This window comes from Nesterenkonia sp. Act20 (assembly GCF_019173455.1).
Classification (GTDB): Bacteria; Actinomycetota; Actinomycetes; order Actinomycetales; family Micrococcaceae; genus Nesterenkonia.
This window is the reverse complement of the sequence record NZ_JADPQH010000002.1, coordinates 302204-318535: the sequence shown is the minus strand read 5'-3', so window position 1 is coordinate 318535 and position 16332 is coordinate 302204. Positions and strand designations below refer to the sequence as shown.

Here is a 16332-nt window from a genome sequence, read left to right as displayed (position 1 = left end):
AGCCAGAAGGCGGTTCAGCCCTTGAAGGGCTCCGCGGAGACGATCTCCACGGTGATGTCCTTGCCGTTGGGCGCGGAGTAGCTGAGCTTGTCTCCGGGCTTGGCGCCGTTGATTGCCTCGCCGATGGGGGAGCGCTCGGAGTAGACCTCGAGGTCGGTGTCTCCGGCGATCTCGCGGTTGCCGAAGAGGAACTTCATCGTGTTGCCGGCGATCTTGGCCTCGACCAGCATCCCGGGCACCACGGTGTCGCCGGTGGGGGCGTCGCCCACATAGGCGTTCTCGAGCAGGTCGCTGAGGTAGCGGATGCGTGCCTCGGCCTTGCCCTGCTCTTCCTTGGCGGCGTGGTAGCCGCCGTTCTCCTTCAGGTCGCCCTCTTCGCGGGCGGACTCGATGCGGTCAACGATCTCCTGACGGCCGGGTCCGCTGAGGTGCGCAAGCTCGCCCTTCAGCCGGTCGTAGGCCTCCTGGGTGAGCCACTGGGCATTCTCGTCGATCTCGGGGCTGTGCGTTGACACGGTTCATCTCTCCTTTTCATGCAAAGACCCCGCCGGGGGACGGCATTGTGCTCCGGCCCTGAGTCCGGAACCTGCCTCGGCGGGGTGTTGTTGCGTTCCACACATGGTAGTGGGGCCGCTCCGGATTCACAATCAGGACCGAACAGTTCAGTGGGAGCTGGCTCCCATTTCCGCGGAGGGAGCAGGAAGGAAGCCGGCTTCGCTGAACGCGGAACGACCCTTCTCACCTGCCAGCAGGTCGAAGAAATCCTCGGCCGCTGCCTCATGCTGCGGTTCTTTCAGCACTCCGGCCCAGACCTGGGTGATGCTGTGCGCCGAGGTCGGAACCTCGAAGGTCTGCAGCGGGGAGTCCTCGGCCAGGGCATCGGTGACATAGGCCAGCGCGGCGTCGCTGCGACCGGCGGCCAGATCGGACAGCGGAGTCTGCGGCCCGTTGGCGGTGCTCGCCCGGGCCAGCGTCGCGTCCGTCGCCCGCAGCTCAAGCTCGTAGTCGGCGACAAGGTCGGCGACCTGCGTGGTGCAGGGCGCGTCCGCCGCGCAGGTGCTCACCCGCAGGTCGGCGGCGCGCTCGGCGAAGTCATCGAAGTCCCGTATCCCATGCGGGTTCTCCGCCGAGGTCACCAGCACCAGTCGGTTGCTCGCCAGCGGCAGCGGCTCCCCGGAGATGTGCCCCTCGCTAGCGAGGTCCTGCATCTGCTCACGGGACGCGGTCAGCACGATATCGGCCTGCGGAGCGGCACCGATCCGGGCTGTCATCGTCTCCGTGTCCAGGTATTCGACCTCGGCGGAGAGTGTGCTGCTGCGCTCTCGCAGGTCGGAGTCGAGCTGCTCCAGGGCTGGCTTGGTCGAGGGCGCGGCGAGCACTGTGGCGCTCTGACCCTCGCTGTCGGGCACCTCGTAGGCGGGTCCGCAGGCACTGAGCACGAAGGCGGCGACGAAGCAGAGCAGAATCACGAGCGCGATCACGCCGCGGAGTCGGAAGAACAGGGAGTCAGGTTTCACGGGGCACGCTTCTCAGGGGGAGAATGGAGCCCGTCTGCTAGAGCTCTTTGGGTGATGCTGAAGATGCAGCAGTCAGTCAGCGTCCCAGCAGGAATCCACCACTCCGGTGACTCCGCGGGACTCTGTCCGCACGTCAGTGCTGTAATACTGGCTGCGATCTTCTGGGTTCGACCCGTCCTGCGGGCCGAGGGTGACGATGTCTGCACCGACAACCGCGTAGCTGTTGTCGAGCACATGGACCATGCACTGCACGGTGGCGTCGAGATCCTTCGTCACCTGGAAGTCTACTTCAGCTTCGGTGTCGGAGGTGATGGTGTAGCCGACGTCGTTGTGATCGATCTGACCGACGGCGTTGCCCACGGTGAAGTAGATCATCGCGGCCAGGGCCAGCAGAAGCGCTCCGAGAATCATCCACCGCTGGGTCTTCGCGGTGACTCGGCGCTTCGGCGCGCCATACCGCGACTCCATGCCGTGAGATGTCTCCATATCACCGGAGGCCGCGGCTTCGGTGGTGCTGGACTCTGTCATCAGGACTATTCTAGGTGCTTATGTCGAGCTCACACCCCACTGCCTCCAAGATGACCTCTCAGGAAGCATCACCTGCACATTCAGCGGCCCAGAAGCTCCCGGATTCCACCGGTCTGCGGATGCTCGCCGTCCACGCCCACCCTGATGACGAGTCCTCCAAGGGTGCTGCGATGATGGCGGCCTATGCCGCTGCGGGAGCGGAGGTCATGGTGGCCACGGCGACCGGGGGAGAGCAGGGAAGCCTGCTGAACCCTGCGGCGGGGGAGATCTACGCCTGCCACCGCGACCTTCCGGGGGTGCGCCGGATGGAGATGGCAGAGGCCGCCGAGGCGCTGGCCATCGAGCACACCTGGCTCGGCTTCGCCGACTCTGGCCTTCCGGAGGGGGACCCGACGCCTCCGCTGCCCTTCGGCAGCTTCGCCACGCTCCCGCTGGAGCAGGCCTCGGCCCCGCTGGTGCGCCTGGTGCGCAAGTTCCGGCCGCACGTGATCCTCTCCTACGACGAGGTCGGCGGCTACCCGCACCCGGACCACATCATGAGCCACAAGATCACCGTGGAGGCCTACCACGCAGCCGGGGACTCGACGCGGTATCAGGATCTGGGTGAGGCCTGGACGCCGCAGAAGCTCTACTACGACCGTGCCTTCAACCCCGGGCGGTTCGAAGCGATCCACAATGCGCTGCTCGAGGCCGGTTATGAGTCGCCCTATGAAGATCGGCTGCGGGCGTTCCGCGACGGGTCGATCTCCTGGATGACCGAGCATGAGGTCACCACGAAGATCCCCGTGGGCAGCTTCCTGGAGCACCGCGACCGGGCGCTGCGTGCCCACCGCACTCAGGTGGAGCCGGATGGCTTCTTCTTCGCGACGCCCAATGACTTCCTGCGCGAGGTCTATCCCTACGACGACTATGTGCTGGTGGAGTCGAAGGTGGAGACTGAGCTTCCCGAGCATGACATCTTCAGCGGACTGCGCTGAGCCGTTGCTGGGTCTTGGCGCGGTTTCTCTGGAGATTTCTACACGGCGTAGACTGAGCCGAGCGGTCGCCGTCGGCGGCTGCCGCAACAGCCCGGTCCGCAAGACTGACGACGTTCAAAGGCAGAGACACCAGTGAATCTTCTTCCGGTGCTGAGCAGCGTGAGCCCAGGTGGCGGCGGTGGTGACGCCCCAGAGCTGCGCCCAGGGCTCAACGAGCAGGACATCACTCCCGGGATCGAGGGCTTCCTCTTCACCGCGCTGGTGGTGGTGCTGCTCATCGTGGTCGTCCGAGATCTGGCCAAGCGCACACGACGGATGAAGTACCGCGCCGAGCTCGAGGATGAGGCCTCCGGGGAAGAGCCAGAGTTCCCGGGCGAGATCACCGAGGCGGAGATCTCCGCTGCCCAGCAGCGTTCCCGCGTGGCGGCGGCAGAAGCCCGCTTCGGCCCGACCCCGGTCGCTGAGCCCACCCCCGGCGAGCCTGCTCGCACCGATGCCGATCCAGAGCAGACCCCACCTTCGCGCTGAGCGGCCCCCTCCCGTTGACCCCCCCCTCCCGTTGAGCGGCGGATTCTACGAGTAGTTGAGTGGGATCGAGCCGCCTGATACCCGGATATTCCGCCCCTCAACGCCGGGGGTGAGTGTCCTAGACTGGCCTCATGGTGACGACGCTGCCCTATGGTTCCTGGCCCTCGAGCATCTCCGCCGAGCAGCTTGCGGTCGGGGGAAACCGGCTAGGCGCCCCGCACTGGGTGGGCGAGCAGCTCTGGTGGAGCGAGGCGCTCGCCGGGGAGGGCGGTCGTCACACGATCGTGCGCACCACCGGCGACCCCCTGATCAGCTCTGACCCATTGATCAGCCCTGACCCCTTGGTCGGGTCTCCGGCCGAGTCCGGACAGCACGCCGACGACGACGACGCTCGTCCCGCGCAGACCAGCCCAGCTGAGCGGGGACCGACCCCGGGCAGGCCAGACACCGTCAATGTGCTGCCCGCGCCCTTCAATGCCCGATCCCGCGTCCACGAGTACGGTGGTGCCTCCTGGATCGCGCTGACGCCCGGCACAGCCACCGGCGCCGGCACCGACGTTGCCCCGATCGCGCAGGATACTGCCCCCCGTGCCGCGGCGGACCCGCTGGTGCTGTTCGTCAACTTCGCCGACCAGCGGATCTATGCCTTCATCGAGGCTGAGCAGCCGCAGCCGATCAGCCCCGCATCGGACGGGGTGCCGGAGGTAGACGGCCCCGCTCTGCGTTGGGCGCAGCCGACCGAGGTCACCCTCACGGAGGGCGTGCGTGAAGTCTGGTGGGTCTGCGAGGAGCATATCGGCGGAGAGGACGCTGACGGGGCGCCGAGGATTGAGCGCTATATCGCTGCTGTGCCGCTGGACGGCTCTGCCGCCGAAGACGAGCTTGCGATCCGCAAGATCACACCTGCCTCGCGCTTCGTCGCGCACCCCCGGCTCTCTCCGGACGGGACCCAACTGGCCTGGATCTCCTGGGAGCACCCGCAGATGCCTTGGGACGGGACCCAGTTGCATGTAGGACATATCGCCGCAGGCATGGTCGTCAATGAGCGGGTCCTTGACGGTGGCACCCAGGTCTCGGTGCTGCAGCCTGAATGGAGGCGTGCAGGGGAGCTGGTCTACCTCAGTGACCGCTCCGGATGGTGGAACCCCTGGACCGTGACCCTTGCCCCCGAAGGGTTGAGCGACGGGTCCGGACACGTGGGGACCGCGGTCACGGAGGAGCCCCGCCAGCTGCTCAGCGACGAGCGGGAGTACGCGGGACCGCTGTGGCAGCTGGGTGAGACCTGGTTGACGCTCATCGACGCCGATCACGCACTCACCGTCCACGGGACAGCCACCGACTCGCTGGGCGTGCTGGACCTGGTCCACGGCACGGTGGCACCGCTCGATCTGCCGCACACGTCGCTCGCGGGGGTGGCGCTGCGCGCCGATGGTGCCCTGGCGATCCACGGCTCCTCCACCACCGAATTCGCCGCGATCACGGCGGGACAGCTCGGTGAAACCGACGGGCAGTGGCGGGTGGATCGCCCCGGCGTCGTCCGCTCCTCACGCACCGATGCCCCCGATCCCGGCCTGCTGCCCACGCCGGAGCCGATCACGGTCACCGAGGCGAGCGGGCAGCAGATCCACGCCGTGCTCTACCGGCCGCGGCAGCTCGGTTTTTCAGCCCCAGAGGGCGAGCTGCCGCCCTACATCGCCCAGGTCCATGGTGGGCCCACCGGGCAGGCCGCGGTCGGACTCTCGCTGGCGATCGCCTATTACACGTCACGTGGGATCGGGGTGGTGGACATCAACTACGGAGGCTCCACCGGCTTCGGCCGCGCCTACCGAGACCGACTCCAGGGGCAATGGGGAGTGGTGGATGTCGCCGACACAGTGGCGGTGATGGAGCACCTTGTGGCGCAGGGCATCGCCGACGGCTCACGTCTGGCGATCGAGGGCGGCAGCGCCGGCGGGTGGACCACTCTCGCCTGCCTGACGCGGACCTCGACTTTCGCCGCAGGGGTCTCGAGCTACGGCGTCGCGGACCTGGTTGCTCTCGCTCAGGACACCCACGACTTCGAGTCCAGGTACCTGGACGGGCTCGTCGGACCCTATCCCGAGGCGGCGGAGATCTACCGCGAGCGGGCCCCTCTGAATCACGTGGACTCGCTGCAGACTCCCGTGCTGCTGCTCCAGGGCGACGAGGATCCGATCGTCCCGCCGAATCAGGCGGAGATGTTTCGCGACGCGATGGCCGCGAAGTCCATCCCGCATGCCTATCTGCTCTTCGCCGGGGAGCAGCACGGATTCCGCCAGGCGCAGAACATCATCACCAGCTTCGAGGCGGCGCTGAGCTTCTACGGCCAGATTCTCGGGTTCGAGCCCGAAGGGATTCCCCGCCTGGAGCTCACCACCTACCCGTAAGGGGCGGAACAGGCGCGGGCGAGGGGCGGAACAGACCCGTGAGTGGCGGATTCTACGACTGGTTGAGTGGGATCTAGGCCCCTGAAGCCCGTAACTTCCGCCCCTCAACGCAGAGGGTCGGCGCAGAGGGTCAGCGCAGAGGGTCAGCGTCGGGGGAGGGGTGTCGACGCTCAGGGGGCGGGTGCGCGAGACTTGGCAGATGGGACACCGCCTCGCCGACAGCTCATCGCTCTACCTCCGCTCGCATGCGGACAATCCCGTGGACTGGTTCCCCTGGGGCGCCGAGGCCTTTGCCGAGGCCCGCCGTCGCGATGTCCCGGTCTTCGTCTCAATCGGCTACGCCGCCTGCCACTGGTGCCACGTGATGGCGCGCGAATCCTTCGAGGACGCCGCGCTCGCCGCCGCACTGAATGAGCGGTTCGTCGCGATCAAGGTGGACCGCGAGGAGCATCCCGACGTCGATGACACCTATATGGCCGCCACCCAGGCGATGACCGGACAGGGCGGCTGGCCGATGAGCGTCTTCACCCTCCCCGACGGGCGTGTCTTCCACGCCGGCACCTACTTCCCGCCGCGCAGGGTCGGGCAGGTGCCCTCCTTCGCGGAGGTGTTGGACGCGGTGCATGCAGCCTGGACGCAGCGCCGCGGGGAGGTGGAGACTTCTGCGGAGCAGATCGCCGCCTCGCTCGGGGCGCAGCGTCGCCAGCAGGCCGGTCTGGCCACCACCGTCCACACCCAGCACGACGACGACGCCGCCACCGCCTCCACCAGAGACGCGGCAGCCGCGCCGCTGATGGCCGCCGCCGAGGTCGACGAGCTGGTCACCCAGGCGCTGGCGGTGCTCGCTGAGCGGGAGGACACCGTGCACGGAGGGTTCGGCTCGGCGCCGAAGTTCCCGCCCTCGCCGCTGCTGGGCTTCCTGCTCGAGGAGGCCGCCTGGGACCGGGCCTCTCCCGCGGCAGGACTCGCCATCCGCACCCTGGAGTCGCTGAGTCGATCCGCTCTGTTCGACCAGATCGAAGGCGGCTTCGCCCGTTACGCCACCGACCTGGCCTGGGCGCTGCCGCATTTCGAAAAGATGCTCTATGACAATGCCCAGCTGCTGGGCCACAGCGCGCGGCTGAGCGTCCACCCGTCGGCCGACGCCGAGCAGCGCGAGCGAGCGGAACGCCAGGCGCGGATGAGCATCGACTGGCTGACCCGGCGCATGCTGCTGGAGGACTCACGCCTGCTGGCCTCCTCGCTCGATGCCGACACCGTCGATGAGACGGGCCACCACGCCGAGGGAGCCACCTACCTCTTCACGGACACCGAGCTGCACAATGTGGCGCTCGCCGCAGGGCTGAGCGAGACCGAGGCCCAGCGGCTCCTGGCGCTGAACCATGGTGTCCCCGCCGATGAACACGGCGCGAAAACCGGCGCCCCGTCCCACGTCACGCCGGAGACGCCGCGCACCCTGCACTTCGATGCGCCGCTGACCAGAGACCAGGCCAGACTCTGGGATCGCGCGCTGCCGGAGCTGCGCCGTCGTCGTGCGGCCCGGTATCAGCCGGCCCGCGATGAGAAGGTGGTCGCCGCATGGAATGCGCAGACCATCAGCTCACTGGCGGTGGCCGCCGCGCTGTGGGCCGATGAGGACCTGCTCGACGATGCCCAGGCGCTGGCGCAGCGGCTCTGGCAGACCCACGTCACCCTCGACGACGACGGCGCCGCCCGCGTCCACCGGATCTCCTACGCCGGGAGACCCGGCGATGAGCTGGGGGGACTCTCCGACCATGCCCATCTGGCCGTGGCCTGCTTCCAGCTCAGCTCCGCCGGGGCGCAGGACGGGGCGCAGACTGCGGCATTGGACGCGGCGGGCTGGCGCGACCGCGGCGCGGCGGTGCTGCGCATGATGCTCAAGACCTTCGTCCGGGAGCAGAAGGGGGAGCTGCACCTGCTGGAAAGCGCGGACGATGACGGCCTGCTCGCCGCGGCCCAGCACGGCCCGCTGTTCGCCACACCTCTGGACGGTCCCGAACCCAGCAGCGTCGCTGCTCTGGCCCAGGCGCTGCAGATGGCCGAGGCGCTGGAGCTGCTCGGCCCTGAAGACCTGCGACCGGAGCAGATTCTGCAGCACGTGAAGCTCGCCGCCGCGAAGGCCCCCACTGTGATCGGGGCCTCGCTGCTGGTGGCGCGCCGGTCGGCGAGGAAATCCCCCGCCTTCCGCTTCCTCGGCGGGACCGCCCAGGACCTCGCGGAGGTGCGTCGTGCCGGTGCGCTCTACGGGGTGCCGGTGGAACCGGTGGCCGAGGACCTTCTGGAACCCGGCGCGGCGCTGCGATTGAGCGTCTGTCTCAATGCGGTGGGATCGATGGTCTGCCTGCCCCCGGTGGACTCGCTGCAGGAGGCGCTGGAGAGTCTGGGCTGAGGTGGAGGGTCTGCGCTGAGCAGCCTTGCTCGCCGTCGATATCGGCGCGCCCCCGCCGCCGTCGGCAGCTCAGCTCAGCAGAGCCAGCGCGATCGCGATGAAGTGGCAGATGAACCCGATCAGGGTGCAGGCATGGAACAACTCGTGGAATCCGAACCATTCTGGGGAGATGTTCGGGCGCTTGAGCGCGTAGAAGACCGCACCGGTGATGTAGGCGGCGCCGCCCACCACGATGAGAGTCGCCGCTGCCGGATCCGCGGCATAGAAGTCGCCGATGAAGACCAGCGCGGCGAGGCCCAGGAGCACGTAGCTGGGGGTATAGAGCCAGCGCGGAGCGTGGGTCCAGAAGATGCGGAAGGCCGCTCCGATCAGAGCCCCGACCCAGACCGCGACCAGCAGGATGGTGTCCTTGGGCTCGGGGAGCAGGGCCAGCGTCAGCGGGGTGTAGGTGCCCGCGATGAGCAGCATGATGTTCGTATGATCCCACCGCTTGAGCCTCATGCCGGTGCGCTTCGACCAGTTCCCCACGTGATACGTGGCGGAGACTCCAAACATCATCAGCGCGGTGATGACGTAGACCACGGCAGCGGCGCGCAGCACCCCCGACGGTGCCAGAGCGATCAAGGCCATTCCGGCCACCAGGGCCACGGGGAACATGCCGGCGTGGAGCCAGCCGCGCAGGTGCGGCTTCCTGCGCTCGGAGCTGAAGGAGGCGCTGCCGGGGCCTTCCTGGACTGCTTCGAGGGCGGGATGCTTGGTGTCATGCTCATTCGTGGCCACCTCTCGAGTTTAGGCCGGGTCATGACCGGCGAGTAACGCGGTGTGGTGCACGCCGCAGTGCCGTGCTCACGGCGTCCGGTACAGATCGGCCAGGCGTCCCTTAGGGTGGGAAATGCGTCAACACTGCAGGAGGCTCCATGGGGCTGCGAGACATCGCCTACGCCGTCTATGAACGGCAGATCAGCCGCGCCCTGCCCAAGGACCGGATCCCGAAACACATCGGCGTGGTGGTGGACGGGAATCGGCGCTGGGCCAAGCTGGCCGGAACCCCGACCGCGGACGGGCACCTCGCGGGCGCCAACAAGATTGTGGAATTCATCGATTGGTGCGCCGAGCTCGGCGTCCCCACGGTGACCCTCTACATGCTCTCCACGGACAACATGAGCCGCTCCGCCGATGAGCTGGAGACTCTCATGGACATCATCGCCGACACCTTGGAGCGGCTCTGCGAATCCCGCCCCGGCGGCAGGCCGGTGCGCGTGCACCCGGTCGGACAGCCCGAGCTGCTCCCGGAGCCGCTCGCCGCCCGGCTGCGCAGCGTGGATGAAGAGCTCGCCCGCGCCTGCGAAGAACCAGCTGTGCATGTCAACGTGGCCGTGGGCTATGGCGGTCGGCAGGAGATCGTCGACGCGGTCAAGGAGCTGCTGCGCGATGCCGAGTCCCATGGCCGCAGCATCAGCGAAGTGGCCCAAGACCTGACCCCCGGGTCCATCGCGGACTGGCTCTACACCCGCGGGCAGCCGGACCCCGATCTGATCATCCGCACCTCCGGGGAGCAGCGGCTCTCCGGCTTCCTCATGTGGCAGTCCGCCTATTCGGAGTTCTATTTCTGTGAGGCCCTCTGGCCCGATTTTCGCCGGGTGGACTTCATCCGTGCACTGCGCGATTACGCTCAGCGGCAACGGCGCTTCGGAAACTGACGGCCCACTCGTCCCGCACGGCCGGGCCGCGGCGCAGTGTTTACCCGTTCGTCACAAGAAAGTCATTCGAATTACCTCCGTGTGATTCGAACCCGGAGTACTCTTCAAAGTGTCAGAACACTGACCGGAGAGGCCCGATAACGTATGCCCCAGGCATCACGTGGAAGGGGTCGGACCGGCCCCACAGGGCCGAACCGACCACACCCTGAAAATAGATACGGGAACACGACAAGGTTCCGCCGCGATTCCGATGCGCTGACAGGTGCAGCACGGCACGTGGGCGGGACCTTTTGCGTTCCCGGGTATGGAGAAATCGTGGCCTCCTCACATCTGACCCCCATCACCCCCGACTCCTTCGGCGCCGCCGAACTGGATTCAGCCGTGGCCGGAGAAGTCGCCCAGAAGTCCTATGTGCTCGACACCTCGGTGCTGCTCTCGGACCCCAAGGCCTTCCTGCGCTTCGCCGAACATGAGGTGATCCTCCCCGTCGTCGTGATCTCCGAGCTGGAGAAGAAGCGCCACGACGCGGAGCTGGGTTATTTCGCACGCTCCGCGCTGCGGTTCCTTGACGAGCTGCGGGTCAAACACGGGGCGCTGAACCGTCCCATCCCCCTCAACGAGGAGGGAGGGGAGCTGCTCGTGGAGCTCAACCACATCTCCCTGGAGGTGCTGCCCGCAGGCTTCCGCGGGGCCGACAATGATGCACGGATCCTCGCCGTGGCGAAGAACTTCGCCGATGAGGGCCGCGACGTCACGGTGGTCTCCAAGGACCTGCCCATGCGGGTCAAAGCCTCGGCCATGGGTCTGGCAGCGGATGAGTACCGCAATGAGTGGGTCACCGATTCCGGATGGACCGGCCTCGCTGAAGTGACCGCCACCGAGGAACAGGTCAATGCGCTCTACGACGGCGAGAAGATCGACCTCGAGGATGCCGAGGAGCTGCCCGTCAACACCGGGCTGGTGATCTCTTCCGGTCGCGGCTCCGCGCTCGGGCGGGTGCGTCAGCACGGCACCTCACGGAAGTACGTGCAGGTCGTGCGCGGGGACCGTGACATCTTCGGGCTCCATGGCCGCTCCGCCGAACAACGACTGGCCATCGACATGTTGATGGACCCGGACCTGGGCATCGTCTCGATGGGAGGCCGAGCGGGAACGGGGAAGTCCGCGCTCGCGCTCTGCGCCGGGCTCGAAGCTGTGCTGGAGCGCGGGGAGCACAAGAAGATCATCGTGTTCCGTCCCCTCTACGCTGTGGGTGGTCAGGAACTGGGCTATCTGCCCGGATCCGAGGCGGAGAAGATGAATCCCTGGGGTCAGGCCGTCTACGACACCCTCGGCGCGCTGGTCTCACAGAACGCGCTGGAGGAGGTGATGCACCGCGGGCTGCTCGAGGTGCTGCCGCTGACCCATATTCGCGGGCGCTCGCTGCACGACGCCTGGGTGATCGTGGATGAGGCCCAGTCGCTGGAGAAGAACGTTTTGCTCACCGTGATGTCGCGCATGGGGCAGAACTCGAAGATCGTGCTCACCCACGACGTCGCGCAGCGCGACAATCTGCGGGTGGGTCGCCATGACGGGATCGCCGCGGTGGTGGAGATCCTCAAGGGCAACCCGCTCTTCGGGCACATCACGCTCACCCGTTCCGAGCGCTCGCGGATCGCCGCACTGGTCACGGAGCTGCTCGAAGATGCCTGAGCGCAGACTGCTGGACCCGCAGAGAAGCTGAACGCGCCGATCGGGTCGCGCGCGCCGTCGCTATCGGGAGGCGGTGCGGGCGGCCCGCTCAGCGCGGGCCTGTTTGGTGAAGAGCAGGGCGACGCCGACGCCGGCCACCGCCCCAGCCAGGTGCCCCGCCCAGGACACGCCGCCGGCGCTGATCGGAGTCATGCCGATGAGCATGCTGAGTCCGTAGAGGAAGAGCACGGCCAAGGAGAAGACCACCGCGAGGAGCCGGCGAGTGATGAAGCCGTAGGCGACGAGGAAGGTCGCGAAGCCGTAGATCACCGCCGAGGCTCCGATGTGCAGCCCGCCGCAGTCATAGCCCTGCGGCGCGTGGCAGACCCACGGGGTGCCGCCGACCCAGAGCAGCACCCCGGAGAGCAGCCAGATCAGCGTGGTGATCTTGACGAAATGCCGGGTCAGCAGGGAGAGCATCCCGCCGAGCACCAGCCAGGACATGGTGTTGCTGAGGATGTGCCCCAGGCTGCCGTGGAGCAGCGGCATGAACAGGATGCCGAGCAGGCCATCGGCCTCGCGGGCCTGGAGTCCGAGCGCCCGGTTGATCCAGTTTCCGGTGAAGAACGAGGTGATGAAGAAGGCCCACATTCCCACCAGGGGAATCACCACGGGAAGAAAGGTCCGACCGAACGTGGACTTGAGGTCTCGGCTCAGCGACCCCCAGGAGTCCCCGGAGCCGTCGTCGAGCTCCTTGCTGGCCGCGGGCCCCCGGAATGTCTTGCGCATGTACCCATGCTACTGATCATCCCGAGCCGCCGGTGGCCGACGCTGGGTCAGGTGCCGTAGCATCTGTAGAACGGTCGACTGTTACAAGCGACAACTACCGTAGTACGTCGGCAGACGATCTCGGCGCGGGGTGAGTGATGGTGAAGAACACAGCAGGCCCTCAGAAGCAGGACACGGGTTCTGACGCGCGAGGCTCGGTTTCCACAGCGCCGTCCTCCGCTGAATCTTCCTCCTTCGCAGCGCAGTCCAGCGGCTACTGGTACGGCGGTTCCGGACACACGCCGAGCTCGGTGGAGCTGTTGAATCTGTTGCGCAGATACCGCGAGTCTGAGCGTCGCATGCGCTCCCGCACCCGAGATTCGATGGGCATGGGAGAGACCGATCTGCTTGCCCTGAGATATGTGTTGCGGGCCCACGCCACCGGAGCGCTCCTGCGCCAACGTGACCTTGCCCGTGAACTCGATATCAGCGCCGCCTCAGTGAGCGTGCTGGTGGACCGGCTGATCGGGTATGGACATGTGCGCCGGGTGCCAATTCCCAGTGACCGCCGTTCGGTGGCCATCGAGCCCACGGTCTCCGCTGACCACGAGGTCCGGCAGACGCTCAGCCAGATGCACCGCCAGATGCTCGAGACGGTAGAGAACCTCACGGAGGGCGAACGCGAGGCCGTGGCCAAATTCCTCAATGGGTTGATCCACAGCGTGGAATGAACCAGTCTGGGTCCACCCGCCCCGACGCTGTGGAGGAACCCGAGATGGCTGAGAGCCCCGCACCTGACGATGACGCCGCCGATGCTGAGAACGAGGCGCCGGACGATAACGCTGTGCCGTCGAAGTACACCGTGGAGTCCTCCAATGAGGTGAGTCTCCACATCGAAGACCACGGCGGCGAAGGCCGTCCGGTGGTGCTCATCCATGGCTGGCCGCTGACCTCGGAGTCTTGGGATGCGCAGATCGATGTGCTCATCTCGGCCGGATTCCATGTGGTCACCTATGACCGCCGCGGCTTCGGCGGTTCGGCCACGCCCGAGTCCGGCTATGACTATGACGCCTTCGCCGATGACCTGCACAGCGTCCTGGAGGACCTGGACCTGGAGGACGCCACCCTGGTCGGGTTCTCGATGGGCGGTGGGGAAGTCGCGCGGTACGCGAGCCGACACGGGATGCAGCGCCTGCATTCCGTGGTCTTCGCCTCCGCAGTCCCGCCGGCGCTGATGCAGTCCGAGCAGAACCCCGAGGGCCCGCTGGATGAAGAGAACTTCCAGCAGATGCGCGAGGGTCTGGCACAGGATCCGGACAGCTTCTACGACGAGTTCGTCACGAACTTCCTCTCCGCTCAGGGGGAGCTGATGGTCAGCGAGGGCGAGCACGCCGAAGTCCTCGCCTTGGCACGGCAGGCGGACCAGCGAGCAGCGTTGGGGTCCATGGATGCCTGGGCGCGCACCGACTTCCGCTCCGATCTCGAGTCCGTGACGGTGCCTGCATTGATCCTTCACGGAGACGCCGACGCGGTGGTGCCCTTCGAGGGGTCGGGCCGCCGTACCCATGAGGCGCTGCGCGATGCCGAGCTGGTGCTCATCGAGGGGGCGCCCCACGGGGTGAACATCAGTCACGCGGATGAGTTCAATCGCGGACTGATCGAATTCCTCGTCCGCTGACCGATCCCGCTGGCCCGTGTCGGCTGACCGATCCTGCTGACCCGTGTGGGCTGACCCGTGTGTCCTGCCTCGAGTCCGGCTGGCACGTTCGCGGGATCCAGTTATTAGACTGGGCCCATGACCGAGAACACAGCTGAGACCGAATACCGTATCGAGCGCGACACCATGGGCGAGGTAAAGGTGCCGGCCCAGGCGTTGTACCGCGCCCAGACCCAGCGCGCCGTGGAGAACTTCCCGATCTCGGGACGCACCCTCGAGCGTGCTCACATCGAAGCCCTGGCACGGGTGAAGAAGGCCGCCGCGCTCGCCAACAAGGACCTCGGGGTGCTCGATAGCGAGCTCGCCGACGCGATCATCCACGCCGCCGAGCAGGTGGAGACCGGTGATCTGGACGAGCACTTCCCGATCGACGTGTTCCAGACGGGCTCCGGCACCTCCTCGAACATGAACACCAACGAGGTGCTGGCGACGCTGGCGAACCGCTACCTGGCGGAGAAGGGCTCGGACAAGGAAGTCCACCCGAACGATCACGTCAACGCCTCACAGTCTTCGAATGACGTCTTCCCCACCTCGGTTCATGTGGCCGCCACCTCCGCACTGGTCAACGACCTGCAGCCGGCACTGGCCTACCTGGCAGAGGCGCTGGAGACCAAGTCGAAGGAGTTCGCCACGGTGGTGAAGTCTGGGCGCACGCACCTCATGGACGCCACCCCGGTGACTCTGGGCCAGGAGTTCGGCGGCTATGCCGCACAGGTCCGCTACGGCGTCGAGCGCATCGAGTCGGCGCTGCCCCGGGTGGCCGAGGTTCCGCTGGGCGGCACCGCCGTGGGAACCGGCATCAACACCCCGCAGGGCTTCGCCGAGAAGGCCATCGCCAACCTTGCCGCCGATACCGGGCTGCCGCTGACCGAGGCTCGCGATCACTTCGAGGCTCAGGCTAACCGGGACGGGCTCGTGGAAGCCTCCGGTCAGCTGCGCAACATCGCCTACTCGCTGATGAAGATCAACAACGATCTGCGCTGGATGGGCTCCGGCCCGAACACCGGCCTGGGAGAGATCTCGCTGCCGGATCTGCAGCCCGGCTCCTCGATCATGCCCGGCAAGGTCAACCCGGTGATCTGCGAGTCAGCCATCCAGGTCTGCGCCCAGGTGATCGGCAACGACACCACGGTGGCGCTGTCCTCCACCAATGGTGCCTTCGAGCTCAACGTGGGCATCCCGGTGATGGCCGCCAACCTCCTGGAGTCCATCCGGCTGCTGAAGAACACCAGCTATGTGATGGCCGACAAGATGATCAAGGGCCTGACTGCCAATGAGGAGCGCGCCGCGTTCCTGGCCGCTGCCTCACCCTCGGTGGTGACGCCGCTGAACAAGCACATCGGTTACGAGGCGGCCGCAGAGATCGCCAAGCACGCGGTGAAGAACAAGCTCACCGTGCGCGACGCCGTCGTCGAACTGGGCTATATCGAACGGGGTGACCTCACCGAGGCGCAGCTCGACGAGTCCCTAGACCTCATGAGCATGACCCGACCCGGCTGATCCCCCTCTTGGGCAGTTGAGGTTTCCGGTCACTACGTATCGACCGGAAACCTCAACCAGCCTGGATCTTTGGGCTTCAGCTGCGGAATCTGGCGGGGGCGCCGGTGTCCAGGGCCCAGTCAATCACCATGCGCTGGTCCTCGCTGATCGGCTCGGGCAGCTCCGAAATGGGGAACCAGCCGACCTCCACGGACTCCTCGTCATTGACGCGCGCCTCCCCGGAGAGCGGCTCCATCTCCAGCACGGTGTCGAGGTATCGGCAGGCATCACCGTTGGGGTAGCGCACCAGGTGCGTGGCGAAGACTCCCGCCACCCGCACCGCGCGGGCGATCACCCCGGTCTCCTCCTGCACCTCGCGGGCGGCGCCGACGGCGGGGTCCTCGCCCGGGTCCAGGATTCCGGACGTGACCGTCCAGGCGCCGTTGTCGGCCCGTCGCACGAGCAGCACCTCGGGCTCCTTGCGATCCGCGTGGTCCGTGAGCTCCGCGCGATCTGCGTGGTCCGCCTCCTGGTCCGGCCTGCGGATCACCACGCCGCGGGTGGCTGGGACCCAGAGCTCGCGGGTGCCGATGTGTTGACGCAGATCTTGGATGAAGTCAGGGGTGGGCATG

At 67.0% G+C, this 16332-nt stretch carries 15 protein-coding genes; 9 read left to right on the top strand and 6 right to left on the bottom strand.

Features of this window, described 5'->3' with window-relative positions:
- Nucleotides 1-14 precede the first annotated feature (14 nt).
- From greA to IY716_RS11085, 3 genes are all read right to left on the bottom strand, one after another.
- The gene (greA, locus tag IY716_RS11095; RefSeq protein WP_192592487.1) at nucleotides 15-515 is read right to left on the bottom strand and encodes a transcription elongation factor GreA; all 501 of its coding nucleotides are present in this window, start codon (nucleotides 513-515) and stop codon (nucleotides 15-17) included.
- Between the two features lie 147 nt (nucleotides 516-662).
- Nucleotides 663-1517: a substrate-binding domain-containing protein gene (locus IY716_RS11090; protein WP_218221768.1), complete on the bottom strand. Its 855-nt coding sequence runs from the start codon at nucleotides 1515-1517 to the stop codon at nucleotides 663-665.
- Nucleotides 1518-1589: 72 nt separating this feature from the next.
- Entirely contained in the window at nucleotides 1590-2045 is a 456-nt protein-coding gene (locus IY716_RS11085) for a DUF4307 domain-containing protein (protein WP_218221767.1), read from the bottom strand.
- Nucleotides 2046-2095: 50 nt separating this feature from the next.
- Here IY716_RS11085 and mca point away from each other — a divergent pair, with 50 nt between their 5' ends.
- The 4 genes from mca (at nucleotide 2096) to IY716_RS11065 (ending at nucleotide 8365) form a co-directional block, all read left to right on the top strand.
- Nucleotides 2096-3022 carry a mycothiol conjugate amidase Mca gene (gene mca / locus IY716_RS11080; RefSeq protein WP_218222194.1) on the top strand — a complete coding sequence of 309 codons (927 nt, stop codon included), beginning with the start codon at nucleotides 2096-2098 and terminating at the stop codon, nucleotides 3020-3022.
- 132 nt (nucleotides 3023-3154) lie between these two features.
- On the top strand, nucleotides 3155-3550 hold the full coding sequence (locus IY716_RS11075; protein WP_218221766.1) for a hypothetical protein: 396 nt from the start codon (nucleotides 3155-3157) through the stop codon (nucleotides 3548-3550).
- Nucleotides 3551-3681: 131 nt separating this feature from the next.
- Nucleotides 3682-5955 carry a prolyl oligopeptidase family serine peptidase gene (locus tag IY716_RS11070; protein WP_218221765.1) on the top strand — a complete coding sequence of 758 codons (2274 nt, stop codon included), beginning with the start codon at nucleotides 3682-3684 and terminating at the stop codon, nucleotides 5953-5955.
- A 199-nt stretch (nucleotides 5956-6154) separates the two neighbouring features.
- Nucleotides 6155-8365 carry a thioredoxin domain-containing protein gene (locus IY716_RS11065; RefSeq protein ID WP_218221764.1) on the top strand — a complete coding sequence of 737 codons (2211 nt, stop codon included), beginning with the start codon at nucleotides 6155-6157 and terminating at the stop codon, nucleotides 8363-8365.
- A 69-nt stretch (nucleotides 8366-8434) separates the two neighbouring features.
- Here IY716_RS11065 and IY716_RS11060 read toward each other — a convergent pair whose 3' ends face one another.
- Nucleotides 8435-9145, bottom strand: coding sequence for a hemolysin III family protein (locus tag IY716_RS11060; RefSeq protein ID WP_369699692.1), 711 nt, complete (start codon nucleotides 9143-9145; stop codon nucleotides 8435-8437).
- A 137-nt stretch (nucleotides 9146-9282) separates the two neighbouring features.
- On the opposite strand from IY716_RS11060, the gene uppS reads away from it, so the two are divergent.
- On the top strand, nucleotides 9283-10065 hold the full coding sequence (gene uppS / locus IY716_RS11055; RefSeq protein ID WP_218221763.1) for a polyprenyl diphosphate synthase: 783 nt from the start codon (nucleotides 9283-9285) through the stop codon (nucleotides 10063-10065).
- A gap of 369 nt (nucleotides 10066-10434) precedes the next feature.
- Nucleotides 10435-11757 (top strand): PhoH family protein, encoded by a 1323-nt coding sequence (locus IY716_RS11050; protein WP_255316818.1) that lies wholly within the window; start codon nucleotides 10435-10437, stop codon nucleotides 11755-11757.
- Nucleotides 11758-11817: 60 nt separating this feature from the next.
- Here IY716_RS11050 and IY716_RS11045 read toward each other — a convergent pair whose 3' ends face one another.
- Nucleotides 11818-12525 carry a rhomboid family intramembrane serine protease gene (locus tag IY716_RS11045; protein WP_218221762.1) on the bottom strand — a complete coding sequence of 236 codons (708 nt, stop codon included), beginning with the start codon at nucleotides 12523-12525 and terminating at the stop codon, nucleotides 11818-11820.
- 137 nt (nucleotides 12526-12662) lie between these two features.
- On the opposite strand from IY716_RS11045, the gene IY716_RS11040 reads away from it, so the two are divergent.
- The 3 genes from IY716_RS11040 (at nucleotide 12663) to IY716_RS11030 (ending at nucleotide 15721) form a co-directional block, all read left to right on the top strand.
- Nucleotides 12663-13235, top strand: coding sequence for a MarR family winged helix-turn-helix transcriptional regulator (locus IY716_RS11040; protein WP_218221761.1), 573 nt, complete (start codon nucleotides 12663-12665; stop codon nucleotides 13233-13235).
- Between the two features lie 44 nt (nucleotides 13236-13279).
- On the top strand, nucleotides 13280-14182 hold the full coding sequence (locus IY716_RS11035; protein ID WP_218221760.1) for an alpha/beta fold hydrolase: 903 nt from the start codon (nucleotides 13280-13282) through the stop codon (nucleotides 14180-14182).
- A gap of 117 nt (nucleotides 14183-14299) precedes the next feature.
- Nucleotides 14300-15721 carry a class II fumarate hydratase gene (locus IY716_RS11030; RefSeq protein WP_218221759.1) on the top strand — a complete coding sequence of 474 codons (1422 nt, stop codon included), beginning with the start codon at nucleotides 14300-14302 and terminating at the stop codon, nucleotides 15719-15721.
- A gap of 76 nt (nucleotides 15722-15797) precedes the next feature.
- Here IY716_RS11030 and IY716_RS11025 read toward each other — a convergent pair whose 3' ends face one another.
- Nucleotides 15798-16331 (bottom strand): NUDIX domain-containing protein, encoded by a 534-nt coding sequence (locus tag IY716_RS11025; RefSeq protein ID WP_218221758.1) that lies wholly within the window; start codon nucleotides 16329-16331, stop codon nucleotides 15798-15800.
- Nucleotide 16332 lies beyond the last annotated feature (1 nt).